The 18,652-nt window shown below is 63.4% G+C and carries 17 protein-coding genes; 8 read left to right on the forward strand and 9 right to left on the reverse strand.

Annotated features, from left to right (window positions below):
• The first annotated feature begins 16 nt into the window (after positions 1–16).
• The 4 genes from gntK to GWL_RS02210 all read left to right on the forward strand — a co-directional run bounded on the left by gntK (position 17) and on the right by GWL_RS02210 (position 5,304).
• Complete coding sequence (gene gntK, locus GWL_RS02195) at positions 17–1,570, forward strand: gluconokinase (protein WP_008326203.1); 1,554 nt, start codon at positions 17–19, stop codon at positions 1,568–1,570.
• Between the two features lie 71 nt (positions 1,571–1,641).
• The gene (locus tag GWL_RS02200) at positions 1,642–2,436 is read left to right on the forward strand and encodes an SDR family NAD(P)-dependent oxidoreductase (RefSeq protein ID WP_008326205.1); all 795 of its coding nucleotides are present in this window, start codon (positions 1,642–1,644) and stop codon (positions 2,434–2,436) included.
• A gap of 27 nt (positions 2,437–2,463) precedes the next feature.
• Entirely contained in the window at positions 2,464–3,501 is a 1,038-nt protein-coding gene (locus tag GWL_RS02205; protein WP_008326207.1) for an L-idonate 5-dehydrogenase, read from the forward strand.
• 228 nt (positions 3,502–3,729) lie between these two features.
• Entirely contained in the window at positions 3,730–5,304 is a 1,575-nt protein-coding gene (locus GWL_RS02210; protein ID WP_008326208.1) for a methyl-accepting chemotaxis protein, read from the forward strand.
• 62 nt (positions 5,305–5,366) lie between these two features.
• On the opposite strand, the gene tal is transcribed toward GWL_RS02210, so the two are convergent.
• The 4 genes from tal to pgi all read right to left on the reverse strand — a co-directional run bounded on the left by tal (position 5,367) and on the right by pgi (position 10,497).
• A complete protein-coding gene (gene tal / locus GWL_RS02215) occupies positions 5,367–6,302 on the reverse strand; it encodes a transaldolase (RefSeq protein WP_008326209.1) in 936 nt (311 codons plus the stop codon).
• Positions 6,303–6,406: 104 nt separating this feature from the next.
• Positions 6,407–7,261: an SIS domain-containing protein gene (locus GWL_RS02220; protein ID WP_034310514.1), complete on the reverse strand. Its 855-nt coding sequence runs from the start codon at positions 7,259–7,261 to the stop codon at positions 6,407–6,409.
• A 38-nt stretch (positions 7,262–7,299) separates the two neighbouring features.
• Entirely contained in the window at positions 7,300–8,766 is a 1,467-nt protein-coding gene (gene zwf / locus GWL_RS02225; protein WP_008326210.1) for a glucose-6-phosphate dehydrogenase, read from the reverse strand.
• A 51-nt stretch (positions 8,767–8,817) separates the two neighbouring features.
• A complete protein-coding gene (gene pgi / locus GWL_RS02230) occupies positions 8,818–10,497 on the reverse strand; it encodes a glucose-6-phosphate isomerase (RefSeq protein ID WP_008326211.1) in 1,680 nt (559 codons plus the stop codon).
• Positions 10,498–10,818: 321 nt separating this feature from the next.
• Between pgi and edd the strand changes: the two genes are divergently transcribed.
• On the forward strand, positions 10,819–12,690 hold the full coding sequence (gene edd / locus GWL_RS02235) for a phosphogluconate dehydratase (RefSeq protein WP_008326212.1): 1,872 nt from the start codon (positions 10,819–10,821) through the stop codon (positions 12,688–12,690).
• On the forward strand, positions 12,687–13,316 hold the full coding sequence (locus GWL_RS02240; protein ID WP_008326213.1) for a bifunctional 4-hydroxy-2-oxoglutarate aldolase/2-dehydro-3-deoxy-phosphogluconate aldolase: 630 nt from the start codon (positions 12,687–12,689) through the stop codon (positions 13,314–13,316). The genes edd and GWL_RS02240 overlap by 4 nt, the downstream gene beginning before the upstream one ends.
• Before the next feature lie 96 nt (positions 13,317–13,412).
• Here the strand turns inward: GWL_RS02240 and GWL_RS02245 are convergent, their stop codons facing one another.
• The 3 genes from GWL_RS02245 to GWL_RS02255 all read right to left on the reverse strand — a co-directional run bounded on the left by GWL_RS02245 (position 13,413) and on the right by GWL_RS02255 (position 15,909).
• Positions 13,413–13,982, reverse strand: a complete 570-nt coding sequence (locus GWL_RS02245) for a YdcF family protein (RefSeq protein WP_008326214.1) — start codon at positions 13,980–13,982, stop codon at positions 13,413–13,415.
• Between the two features lie 99 nt (positions 13,983–14,081).
• Positions 14,082–14,918, reverse strand: coding sequence for a prolipoprotein diacylglyceryl transferase (gene lgt / locus GWL_RS02250; protein ID WP_008326215.1), 837 nt, complete (start codon positions 14,916–14,918; stop codon positions 14,082–14,084).
• Positions 14,919–15,006: 88 nt separating this feature from the next.
• Positions 15,007–15,909: a LysR family transcriptional regulator gene (locus GWL_RS02255; protein ID WP_008326216.1), complete on the reverse strand. Its 903-nt coding sequence runs from the start codon at positions 15,907–15,909 to the stop codon at positions 15,007–15,009.
• Positions 15,910–16,140: 231 nt separating this feature from the next.
• Here GWL_RS02255 and GWL_RS02260 point away from each other — a divergent pair, with 231 nt between their 5' ends.
• Positions 16,141–16,455, forward strand: a complete 315-nt coding sequence (locus tag GWL_RS02260; RefSeq protein WP_008326217.1) for a c-type cytochrome — start codon at positions 16,141–16,143, stop codon at positions 16,453–16,455.
• A 97-nt stretch (positions 16,456–16,552) separates the two neighbouring features.
• On the forward strand, positions 16,553–16,741 hold the full coding sequence (locus GWL_RS02265; RefSeq protein WP_008326229.1) for a hypothetical protein: 189 nt from the start codon (positions 16,553–16,555) through the stop codon (positions 16,739–16,741).
• Between the two features lie 33 nt (positions 16,742–16,774).
• Here GWL_RS02265 and GWL_RS02270 read toward each other — a convergent pair whose 3' ends face one another.
• Together GWL_RS02270 and GWL_RS02275 are read right to left on the reverse strand one after the other, a co-directional pair.
• Positions 16,775–17,779: a transketolase family protein gene (locus GWL_RS02270; protein WP_008326230.1), complete on the reverse strand. Its 1,005-nt coding sequence runs from the start codon at positions 17,777–17,779 to the stop codon at positions 16,775–16,777.
• Positions 17,776–18,621, reverse strand: a complete 846-nt coding sequence (locus tag GWL_RS02275; protein WP_008326231.1) for a transketolase — start codon at positions 18,619–18,621, stop codon at positions 17,776–17,778. Before GWL_RS02275 ends, GWL_RS02270 begins: the two co-directional genes overlap by 4 nt.
• Positions 18,622–18,652: the final 31 nt, after the last annotated feature.

The following is an 18,652-nucleotide window of genomic DNA, read 5'->3' on the forward strand; positions in this document are numbered from 1 at the left end:
CATAAGGAAAATTCACATGTCCTCTTCCGCACCCACCATGCTCGGCGTCGATATCGGCACCACCAGCACCAAGACCGTGGTCTTCACGCTTGATGGCAAGGTGGTGGCCCAGCATGCAGAACACTATCCGGTCCTCTGTACCGAACCGGGCATGGCGGAACAGGACCCGGACCAGATCGTGGCCGCTGCGCTGGCCTCCATCGCCGGGGCCGTCAAGGCCGCCGGGGTGGCGCCCGGAGACATCGCGCTGCTGTGCTTCAGCGCGGCCATGCACAGCGTCATTGCGCTGGATGCGGAGGATCGCCTGCTCTCCAACAGCATCACCTGGGGCGATATCCGCGCCTCGGTCTGGGCCGAACGCATCAAGCACGAGCATGACGGCAATGCCATCTATCGCCGTACCGGCACACCGATTCACCCGATGTCACCGCTGTGCAAGCTGATGTGGCTGCGCCATGAAAAGCCGGAGATTTTCCACAAGGCGGCGCGCTTCGTCGGCATCAAGGAATACCTGCTGTACCAGCTCTTCGGTGAATGGGTGGTGGACCATTCCATCGCCTCGGCCACCGGCATGTTCAATCTGCGGGAACTGGCCTGGGACAAGGGCGCGCTGGACCTGCTGGGTGTGCGGCCCGAGCAGTTGCCCAAGCCGGTGCCGACCACGCACCGCCTGCCGGCGTTGTCGCCGGAGATGGCCCGGCGCCTGGGCCTGTCGGTCGATACGCCCTTCATCATCGGCGCCAATGACGGGGTGCTCTCCAACCTGGGCGTCAACGCCATCGAGGTCGGCCATGTCGCCGTGACCATCGGCACTTCCGGTGCCATGCGCACGGTGATCGACCAACCGCTGACCGATCCGCATGGCCGCCTGTTCTGCTATGCCCTGACTGAAAATCACTGGGTGGTCGGTGGCCCCGTCAACAATGGCGGCAACATCTTCCGCTGGGTGCGCGACGAGCTGGCCACGGCCGAAGCGGCAGCGGCGCGCGAAGAGGGCGTCGATCCCTATGAAGCCCTGACCCGCATCGCCGAGCAGGTGCGGCCCGGTGCCGAGGGCCTGCTGTTCCATCCCTTCATGGCCGGGGAGCGCGCACCGCTGTGGAATGCCGACCTGCGCGGCTCCTTCTTCGGTCTGGCCCTGCATCATGGCAAGCACCACATGATCCGCGCGGCGCTGGAAGGGGTGATCTTCAATCTCTACAGCATCCTTCCCGCGCTGGAGGAACTGGTCGGGCCGACCAAACGCATGATGGCCACCGGCGGCTTCGCCCGGTCGGCCCTGTGGCGCCAGATGATGGCCGACATCTTCAACCGCGAGGTGGTGGTGCCGGAGAGTGTGGAGTCGTCTTGCCTCGGCGCAGCCGTGCTGGGTGCCTGGGCGCTGGGCCTGGTGCCGTCGCTGTCGGTCATCTCGGGCATGGTCGGTTCGACCAATCAGCACGTCCCCGAGGCAGATGCGGTGGCGGTCTATGGCCGCCTGCAACCCATCTTTGCAGCCATTCCGGCCAAGCTGGAGGCGGAGTATCACGCCATCGCCGCCTTCCAGCGCGAGACCGGAAAGCAGCACTGAGTCCTGTTTTGCGCCATCACGGGCAGGGCAGGGTTTGACAACGAAATTTCCGACAAGAAGAAAGACACCTCATGACCATCAAGACCACCCCATTGCCCGCAGGTTTGCAGGGCTTTTCCCTGGAGGGCAAGCTGGCCCTCATCACCGGTTCCTCCGGTGGTATCGGCCTGGCGCTGGCACGCGGCATGGCTGAAGCGGGCGCGGCCATCGTGCTCAACGGACGTGATGCCGGCAAGCTGGCGACCGTCGCGGCACAATTGCGTGCCGAGGGCCATACCATCCATGAAGCCAGTTTCGATGCCACCTCTGCCGAGGATGTGAAGGCCGCCGTGCAGAAGATCGAAAGCGAAATCGGCGCCATCGGCATCCTGGTCAACAATGCCGGCATCCAGCGCCGCAATCCGCTGGAAGAGTTCAAGGAATCGGACTGGCACGACCTCATCAACACCAATCTCAACAGCGTCTTCTATGCCGCGCAAGCCGTGGCGCGCCACATGATCCCGCGTGGCGCGGGCAAGATCATCAATATCTGTTCGGTGCAGAGCGAGCTGGGCCGTCCCGGCATCGCCCCCTACACCGCCACCAAGGGCGCGGTGAAGATGTTCACCAAGGGCATGGCCATCGACTGGGGCAAGTACGGCATCCAGGTCAATGGCCTGGGCCCCGGTTATTTCAAGACCGAGATGAACATGGCTCTGGTCAACGATGCCAAGTTCACTGACTGGCTGGTGGGGCGCACGCCCTCGCGCCGCTGGGGCGATGTGGAAGACCTGGTGGGTGCGGCCGTGTTCCTGGCCAGCGACGCCTCGCGCTTCGTCAATGGTCACATCCTGTATGTGGATGGTGGCGTGACGGCTACCTTGTAAATCATTTGGCTCATTTCGGAGAAGACCATGCAAGAAGGACTCGTCATTCACGCGCCGCACGACCTGCGCATCCAGGCCCTGGAGACCGGCACCCTGCAGCCGCAACAGCTGAAGGTCAAGGTCAAGGCCGGCGGCATCTGCGGCTCGGACCTGCACTACTATCACCATGGCGGTTTTGGCGTGGTGCGCATCAAGGAACCGATGGTACTGGGCCATGAAGTCTCCGGCCAGATCGCCGAAGTCGGTTCGGCCATCACCGACATTGCACCGGGCACCCGCATCGCCATCTCGCCCAGCCGTCCGTGTGGCGTGTGCAAGTACTGCCAGGAAGGCAAGCAGAACCACTGCCTGGACATGCGCTTCTATGGCAGCGCCATGCGCACGCCCCACGTGCAGGGTGCGTTCCGCCAGGAAATCATCATCGAACGTTCGCAGGCCCACATCGTGGCCGATCATGTCAGCGATGGCGAGGCCGCCATGGCCGAACCGCTGTCGGTGGCGCTACATGCAGTGCGCCGCGCCGGTCCGCTGGTGGGCAAGCGGGTGCTGGTGACCGGTTGCGGTCCGATCGGTGCATTGGTGGTGGTGGCAGCGCGCCGCGCCGGTGCGCTGGAAGTGGTGGTCACCGACGTGGCCAGCATGCCGCTGCAAGCGGCCCTGCAAGTGGGTGCGGACCGAGCCATCAACATGGCCGAGACGCCCGATGCCCTCAAGGGCTATGCCGCCGACAAGGGAAGCTTCGATGTGCTCTTCGAAGCCAGCGGCAATGAACGCGCGCTGGTGGGCGCGCTCGAAGCGCTGCGTCCGCAAGCCATCATTGTGCAGGTCGGCCTGGGTGGCGATATCCAGTTCCCGGCCAATCTGCTGGTGGGCAAGGAGCTGGACTGGCGCGGTGCCTTCCGCTTCCATGAAGAGTTCGCCATGGCCGTGGAACTGATGAATCGCAAGCTGGTGGACGTGAAGCCCCTGATCACGGCGACTTATCCCATCGCCCAGGCGGTGGAGGCCTTCGAGATTGCCGGGGATCGTTCGCGCATGATGAAGGTGCAGATCAGTTTTGACTGAACCTGCACGGCGGCTTGCGCGCGGGGTTGCCGTCAGGTGGAGAGAGAATGCCATCGCGCAGTGTTGCGCGGTGGCATTTTTCTTTTCCGCCTCCTGCATGGTGGATACCGGCCTTGATTGACAAGCCAGGCCGCGCGCTATAAGTTCGTTGCCAAAACGGCAGGGTGCAGCTCGGAGGGAGCGCGCTCTGGCACATCGCCATCGCCACACCTCTGGGGGGAGGAAATCATGTCCAGGCCAGGATTTCGCACGCTGACCGTGGGTCAGCGCCTGTCGGTGCTGATCCTGCTGGCTTTGCTGGGGCTGGTCGCCACGGCGGCTGTCAGCTTGCGTCAGATCGAGAATGTCTACAACGCCGCCAATTATGCGCAGCTCAACACCGTGCCCAGCGTCACCACGCTTGACGATGCACAGGCTGCCTTCAATGCCATCCAGGGACGCCTCTATCAGTATCTGGTGGATCCCGAGCCGCTCGACCGCGCCCGGCTCCTCAAGGAAGTGGAGGCGCAGCACGCGCGCCTGAACCGTTATCTCAAGAACTATGCGGATGCCTATATCACCGACGAGACCGATGCGGCCATGCTGGCCGATGATCAGTCCCGCATCGTCGCCTTCGATGAGGTGGCGCGGCGCTTGCTGAAGGTGGCCGATGAAGACCGCAGCGAGAACAAGCTGCCTCAGGCCATGCTTGAATTCCGGGCCGCCATCGATGCCGTGCAGGTGACTTTCGGGCGCCACCGTTCCTACAACGTTGCGCTGGGCGAGGCCGGTGCGCTCAGTGCGCGCGCGATCATCAGCGATGCGCTGGAGACGGTCACCCTGCTGACTGGCGGGGTGCTGCTGATACTGCTCGGTGCCGGCTGGCTGCTTGGACGGACTCTGTTGCGGCAGATGGGCGGCGAGCCGGGAGATGTGGTGACGGTGATGCAGCGGCTCGCCGATGGCGACCTGGTCCAGAAGGTCAGGGTCAAGACGCGTTACCGGGACAGCATGATGCACGCCATCCAGAAGATGATGGATCGTCTCTGCCTGGTGGTGAGCGAGGTGCGCGGCAATGCCGAAGGTCTGGTCAGTACTGCCGAGGAGGTCAGCGCTACCGCGCAATCCCTGTCACGCGCCTCCACCGAGCAGGCTTCCGGGGTTGAGCAGACCAGCACGGCACTGGAGCTGATCCACAAATCCATCCTCAGTACCGCGCAGAATGCGCGGTTGACCGACCAGATCGCCTCTGCCGCCGCGGTCGAGGCGCGGGCCTGTGCCGATACCGTCAAGCAGATGGTGGACGCGATCCAGCAGATCGCCGGCAAGATTGCGGTCATCGACGACATCGCCTACCAGACCAACCTGCTGGCCCTGAACGCGACCATTGAAGCGGCACATGCCGGCGAGCACGGCTCCGGTTTTGCGGTGGTGGCTGCCGAAGTGCGTCGGCTGGCCGAGCGCAGCCAGTGGGCTGCGCAGGAAATCGACGAGCTCGCCCGCAGCAACGTGACGCTCGCCTGCTCCGCCGAGCGCCAGCTCAACGACATGGTGCCCACCATTGCCCGCACCTCGGCGCTGGTGCAGGACATCGTGCAATCCTCCGAGAATCAGTCGGCGGGCGTGAGCCAGATCAGCCAGGCGGCCAGCCAGCTGGCGCAAGTGATTCAGCAGAATTCGCTCAGTTCGGAAGAACTGGCGGTGACCTCGGAAGAACTGAACCGCCGCGCGGTGCAGTTGCAGACGACCGTGAGTTTCTTCCGGTGCCAGCCGGCGCGTGGCAGGCCGGCCAGCCTGACCCGGGAAGCGGCGACCATGGTTTGATCATCCGCTTGATCGGGGCCGTCGGGTCGGCCCTCTTGAGGCGACTGCCTGTATCGGCTTGCTCAACGCAATGCGTCGACGATCTGCTCCAGCTTCACCGCATCGGCGGCGAACTGGCGGATGCCTTCGGCCAGTTTTTCGGTAGCCATCGCATCGCCGTTCAAGGCCAGGCGGAAGGCTTTTTCGTCCAGCGAGATGCGCTCGATCTGGGCGGCATCAGCCGCTTCCTGGCTCAGCTTGCGCTCGACCGGACCATCGGTGTCGGCCAGCTTTTGCAGCAGGTCGGGGCTGATGGTGAGCAGGTCGCAACCGGCCAGTTCCACGATCTGCGAGGTGTTGCGGAAGCTCGCGCCCATCACTTCGGTGGCGTAGCCGAACTTGCGGTAGTAGTTGTAGACGGACTTGACCGACTGCACACCCGGATCATCGCTGCCGGTGTACTCCTGCCCGGTGGACTTCTTGTACCAGTCATAGATGCGGCCGACGAAGGGCGAGATCAGCTGGACACGCGCTTCGGCGCAGGCAATGGCTTGCGGCAGCGAGAACAGCAGGGTCAGGTTGCAGCGGATGCCATCCTTCTCCAGGATCTCGGCGGCACGGATGCCTTCCCAGGTGGAAGCGATCTTGATCAACACGCGCTCGCGGGCGATGCCGGCCTCCTCATACAGGCGGATCAGCTCGCGGCCCTTGGCCACCGTTCCCGCGGTATCGAAGGACAGGCGCGCATCGGTCTCGGTGGAGACGCGCCCCGGGATGAGCTTCAGGATTTCCAGGCCGAAGGCGATCAGCAGGCGGTCGATGATCTCATCGGTGCTCTTGCCGGCATGGGCCTTGACGACCGACTCCAGCAGCGGCTTGTACTCGGCCTTCTGCACGGCTTTGAGGATCAGCGAGGGATTGGTGGTGGCATCCTGCGGGGCGAAGGCTTTCATCGCCTGGAAGTCGCCGGTATCGGCCACGATGGTGGTGTACTGCTTCAACTGGTCAAGCTGGCTCATGGAAAGTCCTGTTGCTAAAGAGAATGAAGGGGACAAGGCATTGTACGCATTGGCGCTGCGCTGTCTGTCGGTCAATGAGTGATCCTTGATCCGTCGCAGTCCTCTCAACGGAAGAAGGAGTCGAACTGCATGTCGAATTTCTGCAGGGACTTCTGGGCGTTCTGCATCTTCTTGCGGAATTCCGGTCCGCGTCGCAGGGCCAGGCCCACGGCGAGGATGTCGATCACCACCAGGTGCGCCAGGCGCGCCGAGATGGGTGTATAGGGATCGATGTTGAAGGACAGGTCGATGGGCACCAGTACCGTGGCCAGTTCGGCCAGGGGAGTGCCGGACGGACCCAGCACGATGATGTCGGCACCGCCCTTGCGCGCCAATTGGATCGAGCGCAGCAGGGCGGCATTGCCGCCGCGCTGCGAGATCGCCACCACGCAGTCACCGGCTTTCAACAACGAGGCAGCGATGCTGTGGATGTGCGGGTCAGAGTAGGCCACCGTCGGTACACCCGAGCGGAAGAACTTGTGCTGGGCATCGTTGGCCACGATGCCGGACGTACCCTGGCCGTAGAACTCGATCTTGTTGGCCCGCGCCAGCACGTCCAGCGCCAGCTGGATGGCGTCCGGATTCAAATGGTTGCGCAGATCCAGCAGGGTATTGATGGAGCGGCTGCAGATCTTGTTGACCAGATCGGCCGCCAGGTCATCCTGGGCCAGCGTCTCATCCGCGCCCGGCAGGGCCAGCGCCAGACTCTGCGCCAGCTTGAGCTTGAAATCATGCCAGCCCTCGTAACCGATGGCGCGGCAGAAGCGGATCACGGTCGGTTCCGACACTTCCGCATTCTTGGCCAGCGCCGTCAGGTTCTCAGCCAATGCCAGTTGCGGATTGGCGAGGATGGTCGCGGCCACCTTCTTCTCCGACTTGGAGAGGGAGTTGATGTGGGTGCGAATGGAGTCGAGCAGCATGGACATGACGTGGACCTGATGACGCTAGGGGCCGGGCCTCAGACCTCGGGCAGCGCTTCTTCGCGCCACTGCAGGCCATCGCGACCGATGAGGGCGCTGGCCGCCGCCGGTCCCCAGGTGCCGGCGTTGTAGGGCACGGGGTCGGCTTCCTGCTGGTCCCAGTAGTTCAGGATCGGTTCCACCCACTCCCAGGCGGCTTCCAGTTCGTCGCTGCGCATGAAGAGCGTGAGATGGCCGCGCAGCACATCCAGCAGCAGGCGCTCGTAGGCATCCATGCGCGGGGTCTTGAATTTCTCGCGGAAGTCCAGCTCCAGTTCCACCGGGCGCAGACGCATGCCGTCGCCGGGCTGCTTGGCCATCAGGTTCATGTGCAGGCCCTCGTCGGGCTGCAGGCGGATCACCAGGCAGTTGGGCGTGTCGTTCTGGTGGGCGAAGATGGAATGCGGCACGCTCTTGAAGCGCACCACGATCTCGGCCAGCGAATCGGCCATGCGCTTGCCGGTGCGCAGGTAGAAGGGCACGCCGGCCCAGCGCCAGGTATCGATCTCGGCCTTCACGGCCACATAGGTCTCGGTGCGGGAATCGGGATTGGCATCGGCTTCCTTGCGATAGCCGGGGACGGCCACGCCATCGACGTGACCGGCGCGGTACTGGCCGCGCACCACGTTCATGGCCAGCGTGGTCGGGGTAAAGCGCTTGAGCGAGCGCAGCACCTTCAGTTTTTCGTCACGCACGGCATCGGCCGAATTGGAGACGGGCGGCTCCATGGCCACGATGCACAGCAGTTGCAGCAGGTGGTTCTGCAGCATGTCGCGCAGGGCGCCGGAGGTGTCGTAGTAATCGAAGCGGCCACCCACGCCGAGCTCTTCGGCGATGGTGATCTGCACATCGGAAATCCATTCGCGGCGCCACAGCGGCTCGAACAGCACGTTGCCGAAGCGCAGCGCCAGCAGGTTCTGCACCGCCTCCTTGCCGAGGTAGTGGTCGATACGGAAGATCTGCGATTCCTGGAAGAAGCGGCCCACCTGCGCGTTGATGTTGCGGGCGCTTTCCAGGTCGCGGCCCAGCGGTTTTTCCAGCACCACGCGCGAGGTCGGTGTGACCAGTCCGGCCTTGGACAGGTTCTCGCAGATGGAGGCGAAGAGGCTGGGCGGCGTGGCCAGGTAGAACACGCGGGCCAGGCCGTCGACCTCGCGCAGGGCCTCCTTGAGGTGGCTGAAGCTGTCGGCTTCCCTGGCGTTGACCGAGGCGTATTGGAGGCGACCGGTGAAACGTTCCCAGACGGTGGCGTCCATGTTGGCGGCCGGTACGTGGGGTTTGGAATCCTTTTCCACCAGCTTGAGGAAATCCTCGCGCGATTTGTCGTCGCGGCCCAGGCAGATGATGCGCGCATCTGCCGGCAGGTCGCGGGCGCGATCGCGGGCGTAGAGTGCCGGCAGCAGCTTGCGCATCGACAGGTCGCCGGTGCCGCCGAATAAAACCAGATCGAAATCAGAAGTAGCCATGATGTGTGTTGTCTCTTGTGCGTGAAGTAGCGGATCGGCGCTACGTGGTTGCTAGCCTTGCTGCGCAGCGCGGCTGGTGTCGCGGGCCTGGCGCGCCAGGGCGATCAGGGCGCTGGTGGAGGCGTCGTGCTGCGCGGCATCCGGTGCGGCGTCGGACTTCAGTTCGGCCAGGATGGTTTTGGCCAGGACCTTGCCCAGTTCCACGCCCCACTGGTCGAAACTGTTGATGCCCCAGATCGCGCCCTGCACGAAGGTCTTGTGTTCGTACAGCGCAATCATCGCGCCCAGCGCATGCGGGCTCAGTTCGGGCAGCAGCAGGGTGTTGCTGGGACGGTTGCCGTCAAAGGTTTTGTGCGGGATCAGCGCCGCGAGTTCCGCTTCCGGCAAGCCCTGCGCCTGCAGGTCGGCGCGTACTTCGTCGGCATCCTTGCCGCGCATGAAGGCTTCGGACTGCGCGAAGCAGTTCGCCAGCAGCGCCTCCTGATGCTCGGCGATGGCGTGCGAGGGCTTGAGCACGGCAATGAAATCGATGGGCGTGATGTCCGTGCCCTGGTGCAGCAGCTGGAAATAGGCGTGCTGGCCGTTGGTACCCACATCGCCCCAGATGGCCGGGCAGGTTTGCACCGAGACCGGTGTGCCGTCACGGGTGATGCGCTTGCCGTTGCTCTCCATGTCCAGTTGCTGCAGGTAGGCCGGGAAGAAGCGCAGCCATTGATGATAGGGCGCGATGGTGAGCGAGGCGCTGTCGAGGAAGTTGCGGTTCCAGATCCCGATCAAGGCCTGGATCACGGGCATGTTCGATTCCAGCGGTGCTTCGCGGAAATGACGGTCCATGGCGTGGGCACCGGCCAGGAACTGCGCGAAGTGGTCGTAGCCGATCAGCAGCGCGATCGGAAGACCGATGGCCGACCACACCGAGTAGCGGCCGCCGACCCAGTCCCAGAAGGGGAACATGTTCGCGGTATCGATGCCGAAGGCCGAGACTTCCCCGGCATTGGTGGAGACGGCCACGAAGTGCCTGGCCAGATCTTCGGACTTGCCATGCTGCAAGAACCACGCGCGCGCCGACTTGGCGTTGAGCATGGTTTCCTGGGTGGTGAAGGTCTTGGAGGCGACGATGAAGAGCGTGGTCTCGGGATCGATGCGCGAGAGCACCTCATCCAGATCATGGCCATCGACGTTGGACACGAAGTGCGCCGTCAGGCGCGCATGGCGATACTCGCGCAGGGCCGTGCAGACCATCTGCGGACCGAGGAAGGAGCCGCCGATGCCGATGTTGACGATGTCGGTGATCTCGCGTCCGGTATAGCCGCGCCAGGCGCCGCTGCGCACCCGCTCGGAGAAGTCGCGCATGTGCTGCAGAACGGTGTGAACCTCCGGCGCCACCGGCTGTCCGTCCACTTGGGCGGTGCGGTCATCGGCCGGTGCGCGCAAGGCCGTGTGCAGGACGGCGCGTTGTTCGGTAAAGTTGATCTTCGCGCCGCCAAACATGGCTTCGCGCAGCGCTTCCACGCCGCGTTCACGGGCCAGGCTCATCAGCAGGCCGAGCGTGTCGGCGTTGAGGCGGTTCTTGGAGTAATCCAGCAGCAGCCCGGCAGCACGCACGTGCATGCGTTCGAAACGGTCGGGCTGGCGCGCGAACAGGTCGCGCAGATGCCATTGAACTGCCGTGGCGTGATGTGCTTGCAATGCCTTGAAGGCGGCCGTGTCGGTCAGGGCGGTGGTGTGCATGAGTTGGAGGTCGGTTGGCGGTCGTGATCGGGTAGCAGCGAGGCCGTGCCGGTCATGTTCTCGGGACAACGCAGATGACTATACATCAAATGCCGTCAAAGTGGTAGTTTCACTACAGTTTATGACAGCCCCGTTACGTTGCTGCACGGCATCGGCGGGATGAGCGTCAAAGTCCGAAGTGATACGGGTTTTGAAGCGCAATGATGGTGACCAATGAAAAGACGGGCAGCACTGGCCTGTCGCGGTGCTCTAAGTGTATGATTTCATTCGGCCAAAATTGTGTAGTAAAATTACAGTGTTAACGCTAACAGGAAACCGACAATGCCTCTCCACGCTACCTTAGCCAGCGTCACCCAACGCATCGCCGAACGTAGCCGTCCTTACCGGACCGCTTATCTCGAACGCCTGGAAGCGGCTCGCCGCAAGGGCGCACAGCGCGGCGCGCTGGCCTGTACCAACCTGGCGCACGGCTTCGCCGCCTTCCCTGCCAATGACAAGCTCAAGCTCAAGGAAGACAAGGCACCGTCGCTGGCCATCGTTTCGGCCTATAACGACATGCTGTCGGCGCACCAGCCCTTCGAGCGTTTCCCCCAGATTCTGAAAGATGCCGCCCGTGAAGCCGGTGCCGTGGCGCAGTTCGCCGGCGGCACTCCGGCCATGTGCGATGGTGTGACCCAGGGCCAGAGCGGCATGGAACTGTCGCTGTTCTCGCGCGACGCCATTGCCATGGCCACTGCCATCGCGCTGTCGCACAACATGTTTGATGCCGCGTTGTATCTTGGCGTGTGCGACAAGATCGTGCCGGGCCTGCTGATCGGTGCGTTGCACTTCGGCCATCTCCCTGCCGTGTTCGTGCCTGCCGGTCCGATGACCAGCGGCATGAGCAACAGCGACAAGGTCAAGATCCGCCAGCTCTACACGGCCGGCAAGATTGGTCGCGCCGAGTTGCTGGAAGCCGAATCCAAGTCCTACCACGGTGCCGGTACCTGCACCTTCTACGGCACCGCCAACAGCAACCAGATGTTGATGGAAGCCATGGGCCTGCACCTGCCGGGCGCCGCTTTCATTACGCCGAATACGCCACTGCGCGATGCGCTCACTGCGGCGGCCGCCAAGCAGGCCGCCAAGATCACCGATCTTGGTTCGCAATACACGCCGGTGGGCCGCATGATCGACGAGAAGGCCATCGTCAACGCCATCGTCGCGCTGCATGCCACGGGTGGCTCCACCAACCACACCCTGCACCTGGTGGCCATCGCCAAGGCGGCCGGCATCGTGATCGACTGGGATGACTTCGACAAGCTTTCTGCAGTGGTGCCGCTGATCACCAAGATCTATCCCAATGGCACCGCCGACGTGAACCACTTCCATGCGGCCGGTGGCACCGGCTTCGTACTGCGTGAACTGATCGACGCCGGGCTGATGCACGACGACGTCACCACCATCCTCGGCCAGGGGCTGCGTCAGCATTGCAAGGAACCGATGCTGGCGGCCGAGGGTGAGAATGGCCGTCCCGGCATCGTCACCTGGCATGATGCACCGGCCAAGAGTGGCGACGAAGGCGTGCTGGGCACGGTGGCCAAGCCGTTTGCTGCGGATGGTGGGCTCAAGCTGCTGCAGGGCAACCTCGGCCGTGCGGTCATCAAGATTTCGGCAGTCAAGCCCGAGCATCGTGTGGTGGAAGCGCCGGCCGTGGTGTTCCACTCGCAGGAAGCCTTCATGGCCGCCTTCAAGGCGGGCGAGCTGGACCGTGATTTCGTGGCCGTCATCACCTTCCAGGGACCGCGCGCCAACGGCATGCCCGAGTTGCATTCGCTGACGCCGGCACTGGGCATCCTGCAGGACAAGGGGCGTCACGTGGCGCTGGTCACTGATGGCCGCATGTCGGGCGCATCGGGTAAAGTACCGGCGGCGATCCACGTCACCCCTGAAGTGCTGGGCGGTGGCCCGCTGGGCCGTGTGCGTACCGGTGACCTCATCCGTCTGGATGCCGATGCGGGTACCCTGCAAGCCAAGGTGGATGCGGCCGAGTGGGAAGCACGTGGCCAGGACAGCAGCGACCTGTCGGGAAATCAGCACGGCATGGGCCGCGAATTGTTCAGCCTGTTCCGCAACGCGGTGGGAACCGCAGAAGAGGGCGGCGCCACCTTCGGCCTGCCGCCGATTTTTGAGAAAGAGAAAGTCACGGTATGAAGACCACACTGGAAATCATGCGCACCTCGCCGGTCATCCCGGTGATCGCCATCGACAAGTTCGAACACGCCGTGCCGCTGGCGCGCGCCCTGGTCGCGGGCGGCATCCGCGTGCTGGAAATCACCCTGCGCACCGAAAACGGCCTGCCGGCCATTCGCGCCATTGCCGAGTCGGTGCCCGACGCCATCGTCGGTGTCGGTACGTTGACTTCGCCCGAAGAGTTCACGGCCTCGCGCGATGCGGGCGCGGTCTTTGGTGTCTCGCCCGGCCTGACGCCCGCACTGATCGAAGCGGCCAGGCGCAGTGGCCTGCCGCTGCTGCCGGGTGTGATGACGCCTTCCGAAGTGATGGCGGCGCGCGAAGCGGGCTTCCGCCAACTGAAGCTGTTCCCGGCCGTGCCGGCCGGTGGCGTGGGCATGCTCAACGGTATCGCCGGTCCCTTGTCGGACGTGTCTTTCTGTCCCACGGGCGGTATCACGCAAGAGACCGCACCGCAGTTCCTGGCCTGCAAGAACGTGGTCTGCGTGGGCGGTTCGTGGCTGACCCCGAAGGCCGCCATCGAGGCCGGTGACTGGGACAAGATCACCGAGATCGCCAAGGCGGCTGCTGCGTTGAAGAAGGCTTGAGTTTTCCACAGCCTTGAGAGAAGACGGTGGCGGGCTTATCCAGCCGTCTGATCGAATCAGAAAAGCCTCGGTTTGCAGCCGGGGCTTTTGTTTTGGTCATTGTCTGCTGCCCAGCCAGTAGGCTGGTAGTGCGATCATTTCGCGTGCGAGGGAATAGAAATCACGGGCTTCAAAGTAGTTGGCATGCGCCGAATGAACGGTATCGATGCCGACGCGGTGCAGCGCGTAACGACTGCGCGGGATATGGAAGAACTGCGTGACGACCAGGGCGCTGCGGAAATCATGGGCCTGCATGATCGCTGCGCTGTTGACCGCCGTTGCCATGGTCGTGTTGCCCTGCTCATCCAGGAGGATGGCCGAACGGGGAACGGATTGTACTTCGCTCAGGTAGGTGGCCATGACTTGCGCCTCGCTGAAGCCTTCCTTGCCTGTGCCTCCGCTGACGATGATGCGCGGGAACATGCCTTGCCGATACAGTTCGGCGGTCTTGTCCAGTCTTGCGCGAAGGCGGTCAGAAGGTGTGCCGTCGGGCATGATCTTGGAGCCGAGTACGATGCCGACGTCGCTCTTCTGGATGTCATCGAGCAGACCGGTCAGTACGATGCCCAGCAGGGTGCTCAGGCCGATCAGGAGCACGCTTGTCGTGATGATGATGAGTCGTTTCATTGGATTGTTCAGGATGGTGGCTGCATGGTGATGAACCAGGAAAAAGGGCGGGCGCGATTGATTCGCTGCCCGCCCTTTTTCTTTACCTGCTTTTACTTTTCATTCCTTGGCGACCGCTGCCGGCACCAAAGGCGGCTGCGCTTGCTGCTTGAGCCTGTAAGCCAGGACCAGCAGAATGATCCCCAGCACGATCATCGGCACCGACAGCATCTGCCCCGCCGAGATGGTGATGCCACCGAAATGCACCTCATAATCCGGCACGCGGAAATACTCGGTGAAGAAGCGCGCGCAGCCATACAGCAGCGAGAACATGGCCGCTACCGCCATGCGCGGACGGGCATGGCGCGCGAAGATCCACAGGATGATGAACAGCAGGATGCCATCGACCAGCATCTGGTAGATCGGCGAAGGATGGCGCGGGATGTTGTCCACGTTGGGCCAGATCATCGCCCAGGGCAGCGAGGGATCGGCCGGACGGCCCGGCAGTTCGGCATTGATGAAGTTGCCCAGGCGACCGGCCGCGTAGCCCAGCGGCACCAGCGGCGCGATGAAGTCCATGATGTCCATCAGGTTGCGCCCGCGCTTGCGTCCCCACAGGTACATCGCCAGCAGCACCCCGAGGAAGCCGCCGTGGAAGGACATGCCGCCCTTCCACACCGCGATCATGTCAGCCGGATGGGCAAAGTAATACGCCGGATTGTAGAACAGGATCTCCCCCAGCCGCCCGCCCACTACCACCCCGAGCACGCCATAGAAGAGCATGTCGTCCAGGTCCTCCTTCTTCCAGCCGACGGCGGCGATGTGCGGTTGCTTGATGCGCAGGCGGCCCACGGCGATGAATTGAGCGAAGGCCAGCAGATACATGAGGCCGTACCAGTGGACGGCCAGCGGCCCGATGTGGATGGCGATCGGGTCGGGCATGGGGTGGACGAGCATGAGTTTGATCTTTCTGTTGTTGGGCGGAACGGCGGTTGGAACGCGCCAAGCTGCGCAAGTTCGCCGGGTGGATTCCCGTGCGGCGGGATCAGGTGGGCATCTCCAGCAGATCCAGCAGCGCGCGCAGTACGCCGGAAGGGTTGTCACGGCGCCAGGCCAGGCCGGTCTGGATCTCCGGTGCCGCATCCGAAAGCCGGCGGTAGTCCACGCCAGGGCGTTTCAGATTCGACACGGATTGTGGCACAAGCGCCATTCCCATGCCAGCCGAGACCAGGCCGACGATGGTCTGCATCTGGATCGCCTCCTGGCCGATATGGGGTGTCACGCCCGCATCGCGAAAGCACGACAGGATGGTGTCATGGAAGGCCGGCGCAATGCGCCGCGGGAAGATGATCAGCGGCAACTCGCGCAGGCTGTTGAGCGACACCGGGCCGCGTTTGCCGATGGCGCCTTCGGGCAGCGCCGCAATCAGCGGCTCCGAGAGCACCGGGCGCACATCCAGCACGGCCGCGGCTTTCTCCGGCAACGGCGGCAGCAGCAGGCCGGCGTCGATCTTGCCCTGCATCAGGTCGTCCAGCTGGACATCAGTGGTGGCTTCGCGCAATTCGATCTGGACTTGCGGGTAGCGGGCGCGAAAGCGCTGCAGGAGCGGGGGCAGGATGCTGTAGTCCGCGCTCGATATGAAGGAAAGGGATAAAAGTCCGGAAGCGCCGCTGGCCGCGCGCCGGGCCAGGTCGGGCAGGGCGGCGGCCTGTTGCAGAATGCGCTGTACCTCCGGCAGCAGAGCTTCCCCCGCGGGCGTGAGGGCCACGCTGCGCTTGGTGCGCTGGAACAGGGGCGTGCCCAGTTGTTCTTCCAGCGCGGCGATGGTCTGCGACAGCGGCGGCTGGGTCATGTGCAGCCGGGCTGCGGCGCGACCGAAGTGCTTTTCTTCGGCGACGGCAGCAAAGTAGCGCAGCTGGCGCAATTCCAGGCGGGGATGGTCGGACATGGACTGATATGAGATCCGAATGAGTCGGGCACCCATGATATCCCCGGCCCATCATGGCGACAAGCCGTGGCCGGGGCGATCTTTCCGTCATGGAATTTGATCTATGACAGATATACGCCGGAGCAGATAGAGGGCCGGCTGCGAAGCCGGGTAGAATAGCCCCGCCTGCGAAGCGCCTGGAGAATGCCGCTGCAGGCGTGACCGTCGTCCACCGCTTGCTGAGGAGCCCCCATGAAATACCTGTTGTTGATCGCCACCCTGGTGGCCGGTTCGGCCATTTCCGCCGAAGCCCTGGCCAATGCGCAACTGGCCAAGTCCAAGAACTGCATGGCCTGCCATTCGGTGGATGCCAAGATCGTCGGCCCCGCCTTCAAGGAAGTGGCCAAGAAATACAACGGCCAGAAGGATGCCGAAGCCAAGCTGACCCAGAAGGTCCTCAACGGCGGTAGCGGTGTCTGGGGCGCGGTCGCGATGCCGGCCAACAAGGGCCAGGTGACCGAGGCCGAGGCGAAGGAGCTGGTGAAGTGGGTGTTGAGCCTGAAGTAAGCCTCAGCAATACGCCATGAAAAAAAGGAGACCGAGGTCTCCTTTTTTCATGCAATCATCGTTGCTTTCCGATCACTGTCAGCCTGGAAGGACCAGCATGAGCAAGCGTATTTCACTCTCAACGCTACCGCCTTTTGATGCAGCCTTGTTCCTTGTTGATGAAGACAGCATTGACGTGTATCTGCGCGAGATACGTGCCAGCAACGATCCTGATTTACTGGCTAGCGCAATCGAAGATGTCGAACGTGCGCGCCTGATGAACCAGTCCGCTTGCCCGTTGGACTGACCGAACTGATTCATCACTACCTCGAGCATCTGCTTACTTCAACCACTCCCTGATCCGCCGGCTCAACACCTCGCAACTGATCCCATACCGGTCATGCAAGGTCGGCAGCGCCCCCGCATCGAGGAAGGCATCCGGCAAGCCCGCCATCTGGAAACCTGCGGGCTGAACGCGATGACGCATCAGCGTGGTGGCGACGATCTCGCCGAGTCCGCCGATGACCGAATGGTTTTCGGCCACCACCACCAGGCGGTTCTTCCTCCTGACTTGCTCCACCACCGTGGCTTCATCAAAGGGCTTGATGGTCGGGCAGTGCAGCACGCCCACGCTGACGTTGTCGGCTTCCAGCGCCTTGGCCACTTCCAGCGCGCGCATGGTCATGAAGCCGCTGGAGATGATGAGCACGTCGTTGCCGTCGCGGATTTCCCTGGCTTTGCCCAGCTCGAACTGGTAGTCGTATTCATCCAGCACCAGCGGCACGTTGCCGCGCGCCAGGCGCATGTAGACCGGCCCCTGGTGCGCCGCGATCTGCGGCACGGCCTGTTCCAGGTCCAGCGCATCGCAGGGGTCGACGATGGTCAGGCCGGGAATGGCGCGCATCATCGCCAGGTCTTCGGTGGCCTGGTGGCTGGGGCCGTAACCGGTGGTCAGGCCGGGCAGTGCGCAGCAGATCTTCACGTTCAGGTTTTCTTCGGCGATGACCTGGTGGATGAAGTCATACGCACGACGCGTGGCGAAGACCGCATAGGTGGTGGCGAAGGGCACCAGCCCTTCCTTGGCCATGCCGCCGGCCGCGGCCATCAACAACTGTTCGGCCATGCCCATCTGGAAGAAGCGCTCGGGATAGGCCTTCTGGAACAGGTGCAGGTCGGTGTATTTGGCCAGATCGGCGGTGAGACCGACGATCTCGGGACGGTCGGCGGCATACTCGACCAGGGCCTTGCCGAACGGCGCCGCCTGCACGCGCTGCCCCTCGGCGGCGATGGAGGCGATCATGGCCGACGTGGTCAGGCGCGGTTTCTTCTCTGCGACAGTGTTCATGCTTGGCTTCCTTGTTGATAAGTCTGGTCGAGAATGGACAGCGCCTGCTGCCATTCGGGCGGATCCACGCGGATGAAGTGGTTCTTCTCGCGCTGCTCCAGGAAGGGCACACCCTTGCCCATCAGGGTATCGAACAGGATCACGCGCGGCTTGGCGTCCTTCAGGTTGCGCGCATTGTCGAAGGCCTGCACCACGGCCGCCAGGTCATTGCCATCGACCCGTTGCACGTACCAACCGAATGACGCCCACTTGGCGGCCAGCGGCTCAAAACCCATCACCTTGCTGGAAGGACCATCAGCCTGCTGGTTGTTGATGTCGACCAGGCAGATGAGATTGCCCAGCTGGTGATGCGCCGCACCCATGGCCGCTTCCCAGGTCGAGCCCTCGTCCAGTTCGCCATCGGACATGGAGTTGTAGACGAAGGCCGAATTGTTGTTGTAGCGCAGGCCCAGTGCCATGCCCACGCCGATGGCCAGGCCCTGGCCCAGCGAGCCGCCGGAGATTTCCATTCCCGGCGTATAGGTCGCCATGCCCGACATGGGCAGGCGGCTGTCGTCGCTGCCGTAGGATTCCAGCTCGTCGTCGGGGACGATGCCGGCTTCGATCAGGGCCGCATACAGCGCGATGGCGTAGTGCCCGTGCGAGAGCAGGAAGCGGTCGCGGCCGCTCCATTGCGGGTCGTCCGGACGCAACTGCATGGCGTGTTTGTAAGCCACGGCCAGCACATCGGCCCAGCCCAGTGCCTGGCCGATGTAGCCCTGCCCCTGGACCTCGCCCATGCGCACGGCATTGCGGCGGATGCGATATGCGCTGGCGCGCAGGTTTGCCAAATTGTCAGACATTGCGTGTCCTTGCTAGATGAATGAAAACGTA

The organism is Herbaspirillum sp. GW103, from assembly GCF_000261365.1.
Lineage (GTDB): Bacteria > Pseudomonadota > Gammaproteobacteria > Burkholderiales > Burkholderiaceae_D > Herbaspirillum.